We start from the raw sequence: 12,161 nt of genomic DNA, 5'->3' as shown, positions 1-12,161 counted from the left end.
CACAGGGGATGTTTGGGTTTAGTCGATGCTACTCCACTTCGTTGACTTTTCTTCACCTGGCAAGCTTGTCGGGATAATCCTGTAAGCACCAAGCCCCATGCTGGTCGCCTTGCCGGCATGCGTCCATTGGCCTAGCCAAAGGTAGGGCCAAAAAGCTTCATTGCCTTGCATCTCTAGGCTGAATCGGCCGAGCAGTCCGCCCATGTTCATTTCGGTTTGCTGTCTCGATGAGTAGCGCGTCCAGTCGTGCCATTGGAGCTTGGTATCGGTGCAATGTGTTGCCGATGCCTGTTTGGTCAATCCGGCAAAGTCGGTTTCAAGCGGGGTGTCGGTATGAAAGTAGCTGAGCATCGATTGGCGGCGCAGCAGGTTGGCGAAGAATTTGCCGAAGTTAAAATAGTCCGGCGTCAGGTTTTTTCCGTCTTGTTTGATGCGAAGAGGCGTCTCCAGGGAGATCGTAATAGATTCAGGCGGATCGGGTATCTTAGGCATCGATGCCGGCGGCCTCGGTTGCAGTTCACCCTCCCGATATAGGGTTTGTTCTCCCTCCATGGCGTCGAGGTAATCGATATGATGCAGTTCGAAGCGCTGCCTGTGCCCGCCAATGCCGTCGAGCCCGGCTTTTTGCAGGGCATGAACGATATACGGAAAGTAACGTTCGGCATGTCCGAACAAGATTATATCTAACGCATAGCTCGTGTCGATGGCATCTTGCTGTGGAAAACGTAATACGAAGGGATGCGGCGCTGCATTGTATTTGCGCATTTTCTCGCTACCCGGTGGCGGCGGCGTTTCGAACACGACGCTGTAGGCGCAGGCGTTTTTCAACAGACATTGCGCGCAAGGCGTATTACGAACGACGCAGACGGTCTTTTTTAAGGCATGGCCGAATGCGCCTCGCCAGGCAGAGCCGGGGAAATCCGGCAGGCGAACCGGATGTTCGGTTTCGAAATGGAATCGGTAGTGATTGAACGGAATGGTGAGCGGTGTTGAATGCATATAAGACCTCCTTGTGTGCAAGAGTAACGAATCTAACGGCTTTTGCCAGTTTCGGCAAGCTTTTCAGGTTCGTTTATTTTCATATTCATTGCGCAACCGGCAACCTTTCTTTAGAAGAAAATCGGTTTTACTTCCGAAAAAGGGGTGAATATGCCTTTCGTACTTCAAATTTCGGCAGCGCCTGGTAAAGCAACGGGTGTGCGACAAAGGCTTTGCCAGCATGAAGCTGGCATAGAGCCTACATGGACGTATTCACCCAGCACCTAAATTCCATAGCCCATTGCCTTGGCTAATTGTCTTGGATAATTTAGGTACTGGGTTCACGGTACCCTTTGACGAACACCCCGGTGCCGAATTTTGATCTAGACACAACCTCCGCACATTCTCAATCAACCCCGACTCGCTCGTTCAATCTTTCTTGATTGTCGGGAAGCTAGAGCTTCCTGAACAGGTTACCCAAGCTGGAGCTTGGGTAACAGCATATTTTAGTTTTTGCGACTACGACTGGCCCCCTGCTCGGACACTTGGCTTCGGCAAGCTGAAGCATCTTGCTAATCAGGACAACATTTGCCGACAAAAAACTGGATATAGGAAAGCTGGAATACGAATCGGCATGCGCCGTTTGCCGTGGACCAACGGAAAAGACGACGACGACCCCTTTAAAGCCTTGTTGGTAAGACGGGTTCCGAATCTAACCGTTCTAGCCAAGAACAATAACGGCATATTCCCGTTCGACCGCGTCTATAAAATCATCGACGGAAGGGAGAAAGTCAAATCTCACGGGCCTCGCGACATGCTTATATGGGGCCGAGCCTTCACCAACCAAACCTCGCTGTATTTCAACAACTATCCCGAGGCCGATACCGAATCGGCCGCGCGCAGTCGTATTCTTGCTCTGACTGAATATTTATAGTGTTTGCAGGAATAAACCTTTTTCAATGAAAATGTAAAAAACACGGAGTCGAACGATGAAATAAACCCAATGGTTCATTATCTTAGTTGTGGCGGTTATTCTTTTTCTGCCGTTTTCGAACCTGATCGGTCTGTCCGGTGAAAACGAGCCGATCGAAGTAATTGCCGGTAAATCGGAGGCTTTTGCGAAAGCTTCGCGGATTTTGCAGAACAAATGCGTCGACTGTCATTCCCCCGGCATGACCCGCATGCCGATCTACGCTGGCCTACCGATCGCAAAACAACTGATGGAGCACGACATCGAAAAGGCCAGCGAACGATTGTTGCTGACGAAAGAAGCCTATAACGGCAAGGAACCCTTGTCGCCGTTGATGTTGGCCCGGCTAGAAGGCGTTATCCGCAACAATAGCATGCCGCCGGCGCTATACCTTCCGCTCAAAAGGGTCAGGTCTATATTCATAGCTATCTTTTTAATTTTGTCGCCCTGACAATTTTACCGACGGTTGTAAAATGTAGATCAAAAAAATCCGCTATTTGTTGATAGCTATATTCCCCTGTGGCATAGGCCGATATGATCGCCTCGTTCCGACTGGCACAAGTTTTTTGGTATTCCGCTAATGGCAATGCGGGCGCTCGCCTTTGTGCTTTTGGAAAATTGACATCGTTGCTTTTCTCTTTAATTTTGCCCTGCATCCGCGTTACGAATGTGTCATCACCGAGGAATATTTGACGTTTTAGCGCTTGCCAGATGGATTCCTGGTCGCCCCCTTGCATGACAAATTCCCTATAGCGTTTTATTGCCGTGTTGCGATGAGTTGAGAACTGAGCCAACAAGCCATCGGTCGCCAACCATGACGGTGCAGGTGCTTCACCGGTCATCGCCCGATAACTGCTCCATACCCAGTCTCCAGGCGAGGTGACCATTCCGGCGCGGACAGGATTGAGCACAACATAACGGGTCAGCTCTAAAAGGTAACTTTCGCCATCAACCAATATCGCTTTGTAGCGGCCTTGAAATAAATGCCCGACGCGGCCGTGTCGGCGATTCGATGTTTGCGTAAAAACACCGTTCAACTGCCGCATACCTTTCGAAAGATTGGCATCAGGTGTTTCTATGACCAAATGATAATGGTTAGTCATCAGACAATAGGCATGACAAACCCAGTTAAAATCTTCTACAACACGCTTCAAAACATCAAGGAATTGAAGCCGGTCTTCATCATCTTCATAAATGTTTTCACGACGGTCACCACGGGAAGTCACATGATAAAATGCGCCTGAAAATTCGATTCTAATAGGTCTGGTCATGAACAAAGTATATAGTAAACAATACTGCTATTCTAGACCTGACCCCTCTGGCTTGACCCCTCTGGCTTAGCTCCGCCAAGGCCGGACGTTTTGCTTGAAAAAAACTCGCCTGATCCGAATCACCCGCATCATCGATCACCGCCTTATGAACACCCGAGGTATCCTGCCGTGTCCGATAATACCCACCAAAATAATACGGTTGCTGAAAAACAAACCGGATTCAGTTGGGTTTTTGTCTTTGACGAGCTGACCCGAGAAATCCAATTACGCCATTATTCGCCGAAGACTTTGAAATCCTATCGCGGCTGGGCGCGCCGATTGCAGGCGTTTACCCAGAGTAAAGATTACCGAAATTTAACGCAACAGGATGTCGTGGCGTTTTTGAGTGATCTTGCCGTTGAGAAGAAAGTGTCCGCTTCGACTCAAAATCAGGCCTTCAATGCGTTGCTGTTTTTGTTTCAACACGTTTTGAAAAAGGATTTCGGCGAAATCAAAGGTATCGCGCGAGCCAAACGCAAGCCTTATATTCCGGTGGTTCTATCTCGCGAAGAAGTCGAGTTGATTTTCGATCATCTCGACGATCCGATCGATCTCGTCGCCAAACTGTTATACGGTTGCGGGCTGCGGCTTTTCGAGTGTTTGAATCTGCGTGCCCAATGTTTCAATTTCGATGCCGGCGTTTTGACCGTCCATGACGGCAAGGGTCAAAAGGACAGAACGGTTCCGTTACCGCAAACCTTAATACCGGCATTGAAACTTCAGTTGCGGAAAGTCGCGGATTTACACGAAGCCGATCTAAAAGCCAATTTTGCCGGCGTGTTCTTGCCGAACCAATTGAGTCATAAATATAAAAACGCAGCCAAAGAATTTATCTGGCAGTGGTTTTTTCCGCAACCGTCATTAACGCTAGTTGCGGAAACCCAAGAACACAAACGCTATCATCTTCATGAATCCATCGTGCAAAAGGCGATCAAACGCGCGGTGAATGATGCCAAAATCACCAAGCGGGCAACAGCGCATACGTTACGGCATTCTTTCGCCAGTCATTTATTGGAAGCGAATTACGATATTCGCACCATTCAGGAATTACTAGGACACAGCGACGTGAGAACCACGATGATTTATACCCACACCGTTCAGAGCAGGACCTTGAAGCAAGCCAAGAGCCCGTTGGATTTTGATAGGGAATAGTCGAGCAAGCTGGGTTAGCATAAAGATCAGGATCAAGCTTTACGGCTCTCAACACCAACCACCCCAGCAAAGGATCCTCACTACCTTATTGCACCGGAAAATCGAAATACGTATCGGGATAAGGCTCGTTCGCCAAGGTAAAATGCCACCATTCCTGAGGATAATGTACGAATCCCTGTTTTTCCATAACCGTTTGCAATAACATCCGGTGCGCTCGTTGCATAGCCGTAGGCGTCTTAGCATAAGACCAGGACTCCGGGCCAAAATAATCAAAAAAACCGCCCATATCCAGTTCTTCGCCATTGTTTAAATCAACCAGCGTTACATCAACCGTACTGCCCCGACTATGCGAAGAACGTGCGGCAATGTAACCTTCTTCAATCAAGCTTGGCTTGTCCAGATGAGGATAATAAACATCCTTCATAGCCACATCATCCGCATCTTGCGACCAACGCACAAAATGCCGCACGGCGCGCTGGGGCCGATAAGCATCAAAAATTTTCAAGCCTAAATTAAATTTTGCCAACTCATTTTGCGCCGCCATCAACGCTTCGGCTGCTGTCTGAGTCAATAATGCGCATGGCCGGTAATACCCATCGATAGGCCTGCCGATAAAGTTATTGGCGCTCGCATAACGAATATCTAAATGGATAGATGGAATAAGCGTATCGACATAAACAAAGTCTTCTTGTACTTGCGCATAAGCAGGATTAAATGTTTTAAGCGATAACAGCGCGAGCATTAATACTCCTGTTTTTCGAATATTCATAAAGTATCGTTTCTACTTTAAAAAATGAATTCAGCAGGCAATTGCTCTGCCATACCGATTTAAAGACAGCCGCATCAATCACGAAGATGGGAATCAATGCGTCAAGATTCATAGCTAAGGAACTGTTTAAAAAATACTCTCCGATTTTATACCTTTCGCACTTCAAATTTCGGCAGTGCCAGAGGAGGCGCCTGGGTGTCCGGTCGATTTTCGCTCCTGCAAAATCGACATTCACGCCATCCATGGCGCTCATAAAGGCTTTGCCAGCATGGAGCTGGCATAGAGACTACATGGACGTATTCACGGCGTCCTTTAGCGGACACCCAGGTGCCGAATTTTGATCTACGAGGGGGTATAAACTCCGGTAAGTCAATGATAGACAGTTACTTAGCCAACGCAACTTCGATACCGTTTGTTGTTACCTTGCTCACTCGACTTCGAGATCGCGATCTGGGGATCGCTCCCACAAAACGCCCGTAGGTCTCTGTCGGAACAAGATCTTCGTCGCGACTTTCGGAGCCCTCGATAGGCGATGTTCCGCGACCTATCAACCTGAATTCGGCAGTTTTACCATGAAGCGCAGTGAGAGGGAACGATGAAACCTTGTTGATTTCGTGCTCGTTCTTGGCCAAAAAAAACGGAGCCCGAGGGCTCCGTATTCTTGACTCATTCTTCCGAGGTCACATTGATTTTTTTCGGCTGCACCGCTTCTTGTTTCGGAATCGTGATTTCCAAGACGCCGTGTTTCGATTTTGCCGAAATCGCATCGGCATTGGCGGTATCGGGCAAACTGAAGCGGCGGTAGAACGAACCGTAAGTCCGCTCGACTCGCTTATAACCTTCTTTTTCGGTTTTCGCTTCGGTTTTCTTTTCGCCTTTGATCGTCAAAATGCCGTTTTCCATGCTGACTTCGATATCTTCAGGCTTGACGCCCGGGATATCGGCATGCAACACGAATTTATCGGTTTCTTCCTTGATGTCGACGGCAGGCGCCCATTCGGCGGTCGATATCGACCCTTCGCCGGTTCCGCCTTCGCTCGCGCGCTCCAATTCTCTTTGTAATTGACTCAATATGCCCCAGGGTTCGTAACGTGTGATAGCCATAAACACCTCCGAAATAATTGTTATCGATCAAATACCGAACAAACATCGATCAGTATCTGTTAAACAATATAGGGGTATTCAAAATTATTTCAAGCCGTCCATAATCGGGCATTCCTAAACATCCGCATCCAAGGGCCGTATTCGCTCCAATCGTCGGGATGCCACGAATTTTGCACGGTTCTGAAACATCTTTCCGGATGCGGCATCATGATCGTAAAGCGGCCGTCCCGATTGGTTAAACCGGTTATGCCCAATGGCGAACCGTTCGGATTGGCCGGAAATTGCGTCGTTTTTTCACCGAAATTATCGACGTAACACAACGATACCGCACCGTTTTTCATCGCCTCAGCCGGGTCGCCGTCAAAATCTGCTCGGCCCTCGCCATGCGCGATCACGACCGGCATTCTCGATCCCGCCATGCCGGTCAACAGAATGGACGGCGAATCCTGAACCTCAACCAATGCAACGCGCGCCTCGAATTGCTCGGAATGGTTCCTCAAGAAACGAGGCCAGTGTTCGGCACCCGGAATAATCTCCTTAAGCCCCGACATCATTTGACAACCGTTGCAAACTCCGAGACCGAACGCGTCCTCGCGTTCGAAAAACGCCGCGAACTCATCGCGGGCGCGCGGGTTGAACAGAATCGATTTGGCCCAACCGCCGCCGGCGCCGAGCACATCGCCGTAAGAAAATCCGCCGCAAGCCGCAAGGCCTCTGAAATCTTTCAGGCTAACTCGACCGGCAATGATATCCGTCATGTGCACATCGATCGCGGAGAATCCGGCCCTATCGAACGCAGCGGCCATTTCGACATGACCGTTGACGCCCTGCTCGCGTAAAATCGCCACCCTAGGCTTCGACTTGCCGATAAACGGAGTGCAAACATCTTCGTTGCTGTCGAAGGTTAACGCGGCATTGAGGCCGGGATCGTTATCGTCGACGATCCGTTCGAATTGTTCGCGTGCGCAATCCGGATTATCCCTTAACGCTTGCATTCGATAACTCAGTTCAGACCAGTAGCGTTGCAATTCGGCTCGAGAGGCCGAATAAAGCTTCTGCCCGGCAAAATTGATCGTCAAGTCGGCTTGTTTCGTAACCGAGCCGATTCGATGCACACACGCATCGAGGCCGGCTTGCGCCAACAGGTCCATAATTTCGGCGCTATCGCTTTCCCTGACTTGTATAACCGCTCCGAGTTCTTCATTGAACAAGGCCGATAAGGCATCCTTCCCTAAGCCGGACAAATCCACATTGGCGCCGAGCCTTCCGGCGAACATCATTTCGGAGATCGTGGCCAATAGACCGCCATCGGAACGGTCATGATAAGCCAGCAATTTGCCGCGGCTATTCAAGTCCTGAATCGCGTTGAAGAAGGACTTGAATAACGCAGGATCGTCCAAATCCGGGCAACTATCGCCCAGTTGTTTATATACCTGTGCAAATACCGAAGCACCTAAACGATTCTTGCCCTGCCCTAAGTCTATCAAGATCAAGACCGAAGGCTCGTCGCGCAATCGTGGCGTCAAGGTTTTCTCTATATCGACCACCGGCGCGAACGCGGTTACGATCAACGATACCGGCGAGGTCATGGTTTTCTCGCGGCCGTCTTGTTGCCAAACGGTTTTCATCGACAACGAATCCTTGCCGACCGGAATCGCGATACCCAATGCCGGGCAAAGTTCCTTTCCGACCGCCTTGACGGTATCGAACAGCGCGGCATCCTGGCCGGAACTGCCGGCTGCCGCCATCCAATTCGCGGATAATTTAATATTGCCCAACGATCCGATACGCGCTGCGGCAAGATTGGTCAACGCTTCGCCGACCGCAATTCGGCCCGATGCCGGTGCGTCGATGACCGCCAACGGCGTTCTTTCGCCCATCGCCATCGCTTCGCCGGTCGACGCGAAAAAGCCCGAAGCGGTCACCGCGACATCGGCGACCGGCACTTGCCAAGGGCCGACCATTTGGTCGCGCGCAACTAAACCTGTAATCGAACGATCGCCGATATGGATCAAAAAGCTCTTATCGGCAACAGCCGGGAAGGACAATACGCGCTTGACAGCTTCGTCAAGCTCGATGCCGGCTAAGTCCAACGGCGACAAATCGGGTTTGACATGCTCGACAGTTCGATGCATTTTCGGCGGCTTGCCGAACAACACCGACATCGGTAAATCGACCGGTCTGTCGCCGAACAAACGGTCGCTCAGTTGCAAATGCTCTTCATCGGTTGCGATGCCGATCACGGCATACAAGCAATGCTCGCGTTCGCAGAACGATTTGAACAATTCCAGCGATTCCGGCTTGATCGCGATAACATAACGCTCCTGGGCCTCGTTGCACCATATCTGCATCGGCGACATGCCGCGATCGGCGATATTGACGTCGCGCAATTCGAAACGCCCGCCCCGTTCGCAGTCGTGAACGATCTCCGGCACGGCATTCGACAGGCCGCCGGCCCCGATGTCGTGTATCGAGACGATGGGCGTATCCTCGCCCAAGGCATTGCAATGATTGATGACTTCCTGACAGCGTCGTTGCATTTCGGGATTTTCACGTTGCACCGAGGCAAAATCCAGTTCCTCGGCAGCCTCGCCCGAAGTCTGCGATGAAGCGGCGCCGCCGCCCAAGCCGATCAGCATCGCAGGCCCTCCCAGGATGATGATCAACGAACCCGCCGGTATCGGTTGTTTCTCAACCAGCATCGGGCGAATATTGCCCATGCCGCCGGCAATCATGATCGGCTTGTGATAACCATGGAGCGTGTTTTCATCACCGCCCGGTGCGGTTTGTTCGAAGCTGCGGAAATAACCGGCCAGATTCGGGCGCCCGAATTCATTATTGAATGCCGCACCGCCAATCGGACCCTCGAGCATGATTTCCAACGCAGATGCAAGGCGACCCGGCTTACCGTTATCGTCTTCCCAAGGCTGCTCGAAACCCGGAACTCTTAGATGAGAAACGCTAAAACCGGTCAAACCGGCCTTGGTCGCAGAACCTCGACCGGTTGCGCCTTCGTCGCGAATCTCGCCGCCCGAACCGGTCGCCGCGCCTGGATGCGGAGATATTGCAGTCGGGTGATTATGGGTCTCGACCTTCATCAATATGTGCGCGTCTTCGTCGACATAGGCATATTCGCCGGTCAACGCATTGCGGATGAAAACTGAAGTTTTAGCACCTTCTACGACCGAGGCGTTATCGGAGTATGCCGACAAAATACCTTCAGGGCTTTGTTCGGCGGTATGCCGAATCATTTTGAACAAAGATTCGGCCTGTTCGATACCGTCGATGGTCCATGCGGCATTGAATATCTTATGCCGACAATGCTCCGAATTGGCTTGAGCGAACATCATCAATTCGACATCGGTCGGATTGCGCTCTAATGCTTGAAAACTTTCGGTCAAATAATCAATTTCATCTTGGCTTAACGCCAATCCGAGCTCGGTATTGGCTTTGACCAAGGCTTCGCTACCGGACTCAATTACCGGCACGGTTTGGAACGGTTTAGGATCGTGATGGGCAAACAAAATCGCTTCAGTCATCGATTCGCTTTTAACGACTGTTTGCGTCATGCGGTCATGTAGAAGAGCCGAAATGCTTTTTTGCACCTGATCGGTTAGCGCACCTTCGGACAGTATCGTATATTCGACTCCTCTTTCGATGCGACAAACCGCCCCCAAGCCGCAACGTTGCGCAATTTCTGTTGCTTTACTGGACCAAGGAGAAATCGTTCCGGGCCGGGGAATGACTGTTAAACGCAATCCGTCAGGAGACGTTCCAGCCGTGCTGCTTCCATAGGCTAACAGACGGTTTAATAGCGTTTGCTCACTAGCGCCAATCGCACGTTCGAGCTCGACAAAATGGACATAGGAAGCCGAAATACCATTGATGGCTGGCTCTATCTCTTGGAGACGGGCAAGTAATTTTTCGATGCGAAATGCGGATAGCGCGGATGTTCCTGGAATTTTTAACATGGGGAATCCGTTATGAAATAAGGTTCAAATCAGGGTAACGATAAAGAAAGTCAAGAAGATACTCCCTTTATACTCAAAAAATGGTGTAACTATTCAGCGCATGCGGTAGGTTGGTGTCAGCGGGGGCAGATTTTTGCTCCTGCAAAATCTGCATTCACACCATCCTTGGCGCTTAGCTGCCGTCAAGCCCCATGGATGGGTTCACGGCGGTCCTCGATAGACACATCCCATACCTTTTATTCTTAGACGGTTTTTCAATCAAAAGGGAGTAATGCCCAGGGCGTCTCGAAAAAGACTAAATCGCTTGATCAGGAGAAAGATAAAAGGGATTATCAACTTCGTTATTTTCTTGGAGAACGATTGAAACCTAACAAGCAATCGAAAGCCGACTATTGGCCGGCTAGATCGTCTTCAATCGCTTGTTGAATCGTCAGCAATAGAGTCAGGCCGTCACCGCTCGATACGGCTTTATTGGTCTCATCCCTCACAATGACATCGGTAAATTGTTCATACTCGATTAGTCTGACGCGGTACTCTTTCTCGTTGGATGCGTACATACCGAAAACGAACAGAATCTCATCCCAAAAGGAGTCGTCGGTCACTTTCTGTTCTTCAGGATCGTACTGCACGATATAGGTTGCAAGCGATCTATCACGCGCAACGATTTCAATCGACTGTCTTGCCAAAGCCTTGCCGACGATACGCCAGGACTTTCCGACGGGTTCATTAATTCTTAACACGACCGCATCGGCAGTGGCGACCCGCTCGACCTGGGTAACCTTATCGACACCATCGACCACTTGAGTGGTATCGACATGCCTTAGATCGACTCTCGGAATTCTTGCCGGTCTTTCAACTTTTTGAATAGCCAATTCCTTAGGCAGCACCAATTCCGGTAATTCGGTTCTAAATTGGTAATCTTTTTCTTTATCGGGAAACCAGCTTTTGATCGTGCTACACCCGCTACCCGCTAGAAAGGGCAGAATGATCAGGTATAGTAAAGCGGCAAAGATGCGCTTCATAAATTTCAAAGTAACTCCGCTTGACGCATGGCACCGCGCACTGCGTCATAACAATCTTCGGTCAGCCAAGTTAACGGCAAACGGATACCTTTTTGAATCAAACCCATTTCCATCAGTGCCCATTTGACCGGTATCGGATTCGATTGAATGAACAACTGTTTGTGCAATCCGGTTAGTTTTGCATCGATGGCCAGGGCGGTCTCCCGATCGCCATCGATCGCGGCGGTTATCATTTCATGGACCAATCTCGGCGCAACATTGCCGGTCACAGTAATCGTGCCATTACCGCCTAGTAAACAAAACTCGCAGCTTGTCGCATCATCACCGGTATACAGCGCAAAGGTGTCGCCGCATAAGTCGCGTAACCGCTTGACTCTCTCTAATTTACCGGTAGCCTCTTTGATACCTACTATATTATCGATAACAGACAAGCGCGCCACCGTTTCCGGCAGCATATCGCAAGCCGTGCGTCCCGGGACGTTATAGAGAATCTGCGGAATATCGACCGCCTCGGCAACGGCTTTAAAATGTAGATACAAACCTTCCTGTGTCGGCTTGTTGTAGTAAGGCGTCACCAAAAGACACGCATCGGCACCGGCCTCTTTTGCTCTATTCGTTAATTCGATCGCTTCTGTCGTCGAATTGGCACCGGTCCCGGCAATGATAGGAATTCTGCCGCCGGCATAATCGACCACCGATTGAATGAAATCGCAATGCTCGTCTTCATCGAGTGTTGCCGACTCGCCTGTCGTACCGACTGCGACAATCGAATCCGTACCTTGATCTATATGGAATTCGACCAATTTTTTTAAGCTATCCTTGTCAATCGAACCGTTTTCCGTCATCGGTGTAACCAGCGCTACGATACTGCCTTGAATCATCCCA

The 12,161-nt window shown here is 50.2% G+C and carries 11 protein-coding genes; 3 read left to right on the top strand and 8 right to left on the bottom strand.

Features of this window, described 5'->3' with window-relative positions; translation table 11 throughout:
* Window positions 1-18: 18 nt before the first annotated feature.
* Window positions 19-999, bottom strand: a complete 981-nt coding sequence (gene cas6 / locus METBU_RS0103125) for a CRISPR system precrRNA processing endoribonuclease RAMP protein Cas6 (protein WP_017839233.1) — start codon at window positions 997-999, stop codon at window positions 19-21.
* 613 nt (window positions 1,000-1,612) lie between these two features.
* Between cas6 and METBU_RS23165 the strand changes: the two genes are divergently transcribed.
* Together METBU_RS23165 and METBU_RS0103115 are read left to right on the top strand one after the other, a co-directional pair.
* On the top strand, window positions 1,613-1,912 hold the full coding sequence (locus METBU_RS23165) for a hypothetical protein (protein WP_051056232.1): 300 nt from the start codon (window positions 1,613-1,615) through the stop codon (window positions 1,910-1,912).
* 88 nt (window positions 1,913-2,000) lie between these two features.
* Entirely contained in the window at window positions 2,001-2,399 is a 399-nt protein-coding gene (locus tag METBU_RS0103115; protein ID WP_017839232.1) for a heme-binding domain-containing protein, read from the top strand.
* Here the strand turns inward: METBU_RS0103115 and METBU_RS0103110 are convergent.
* Complete coding sequence (locus METBU_RS0103110) at window positions 2,374-3,219, bottom strand: REP-associated tyrosine transposase (RefSeq protein ID WP_017839231.1); 846 nt, start codon at window positions 3,217-3,219, stop codon at window positions 2,374-2,376. The genes METBU_RS0103115 and METBU_RS0103110 overlap by 26 nt on opposite strands.
* 168 nt (window positions 3,220-3,387) lie before the next feature.
* On the opposite strand from METBU_RS0103110, the gene METBU_RS0103105 reads away from it, so the two are divergent.
* On the top strand, window positions 3,388-4,410 hold the full coding sequence (locus METBU_RS0103105; RefSeq protein WP_017839230.1) for an integron integrase: 1,023 nt from the start codon (window positions 3,388-3,390) through the stop codon (window positions 4,408-4,410).
* 85 nt (window positions 4,411-4,495) lie between these two features.
* Here the strand turns inward: METBU_RS0103105 and METBU_RS0103100 are convergent, their stop codons facing one another.
* From METBU_RS0103100 to dapA, 6 genes are all read right to left on the bottom strand, one after another.
* Entirely contained in the window at window positions 4,496-5,152 is a 657-nt protein-coding gene (locus METBU_RS0103100) for a M15 family metallopeptidase (protein ID WP_017839229.1), read from the bottom strand.
* Entirely contained in the window at window positions 5,130-5,432 is a 303-nt protein-coding gene (locus METBU_RS27215) for a hypothetical protein (protein WP_017839228.1), read from the bottom strand. The genes METBU_RS0103100 and METBU_RS27215 overlap by 23 nt, the downstream gene beginning before the upstream one ends.
* Before the next feature lie 413 nt (window positions 5,433-5,845).
* The gene (locus METBU_RS0103095; RefSeq protein ID WP_014148258.1) at window positions 5,846-6,283 is read right to left on the bottom strand and encodes an Hsp20/alpha crystallin family protein; all 438 of its coding nucleotides are present in this window, start codon (window positions 6,281-6,283) and stop codon (window positions 5,846-5,848) included.
* Window positions 6,284-6,372: 89 nt separating this feature from the next.
* Complete coding sequence (gene purL / locus METBU_RS0103090; RefSeq protein WP_017839227.1) at window positions 6,373-10,254, bottom strand: phosphoribosylformylglycinamidine synthase; 3,882 nt, start codon at window positions 10,252-10,254, stop codon at window positions 6,373-6,375.
* 389 nt (window positions 10,255-10,643) lie between these two features.
* Window positions 10,644-11,276: an outer membrane protein assembly factor BamC gene (gene bamC / locus METBU_RS0103085; RefSeq protein ID WP_026130000.1), complete on the bottom strand. Its 633-nt coding sequence runs from the start codon at window positions 11,274-11,276 to the stop codon at window positions 10,644-10,646.
* Window positions 11,277-11,281: 5 nt separating this feature from the next.
* The gene (gene dapA, locus METBU_RS0103080; protein WP_017839225.1) at window positions 11,282-12,157 is read right to left on the bottom strand and encodes a 4-hydroxy-tetrahydrodipicolinate synthase; all 876 of its coding nucleotides are present in this window, start codon (window positions 12,155-12,157) and stop codon (window positions 11,282-11,284) included.
* Between the last annotated feature and the right edge of the window lie 4 nt (window positions 12,158-12,161).

It is taken from the genome of Methylotuvimicrobium buryatense 5G (assembly GCF_000341735.1).
In the GTDB taxonomy this organism is placed as follows: Bacteria; Pseudomonadota; Gammaproteobacteria; order Methylococcales; family Methylomonadaceae; genus Methylotuvimicrobium; species Methylotuvimicrobium buryatense.
This window is presented reverse-complemented; position numbering and strand designations above follow the sequence as displayed.

What these genes read in the sequence shown, in the direction of transcription:
- METBU_RS0103100 (WP_017839229.1), bottom strand. Translation starts at nt 5,152, where the DNA reads ATGCTCGCGCTGTTATCGCTTAAAACATTTAATCCTGCTTATGCGCAA.
- cas6 (WP_017839233.1), bottom strand. Translation starts at nt 999, where the DNA reads ATGCATTCAACACCGCTCACCATTCCGTTCAATCACTACCGATTCCAT.
- METBU_RS0103095 (WP_014148258.1), bottom strand. Translation starts at nt 6,283, where the DNA reads ATGGCTATCACACGTTACGAACCCTGGGGCATATTGAGTCAATTACAA.
- METBU_RS23165 (WP_051056232.1), top strand. Translation starts at nt 1,613, where the DNA reads ATGCGCCGTTTGCCGTGGACCAACGGAAAAGACGACGACGACCCCTTT.
- purL (WP_017839227.1), bottom strand. Translation starts at nt 10,254, where the DNA reads ATGTTAAAAATTCCAGGAACATCCGCGCTATCCGCATTTCGCATCGAA.
- dapA (WP_017839225.1), bottom strand. Translation starts at nt 12,157, where the DNA reads ATGATTCAAGGCAGTATCGTAGCGCTGGTTACACCGATGACGGAAAAC.
- METBU_RS0103110 (WP_017839231.1), bottom strand. Translation starts at nt 3,219, where the DNA reads ATGACCAGACCTATTAGAATCGAATTTTCAGGCGCATTTTATCATGTG.
- METBU_RS27215 (WP_017839228.1), bottom strand. Translation starts at nt 5,432, where the DNA reads ATGAGCGCCATGGATGGCGTGAATGTCGATTTTGCAGGAGCGAAAATC.
- bamC (WP_026130000.1), bottom strand. Translation starts at nt 11,276, where the DNA reads ATGAAGCGCATCTTTGCCGCTTTACTATACCTGATCATTCTGCCCTTT.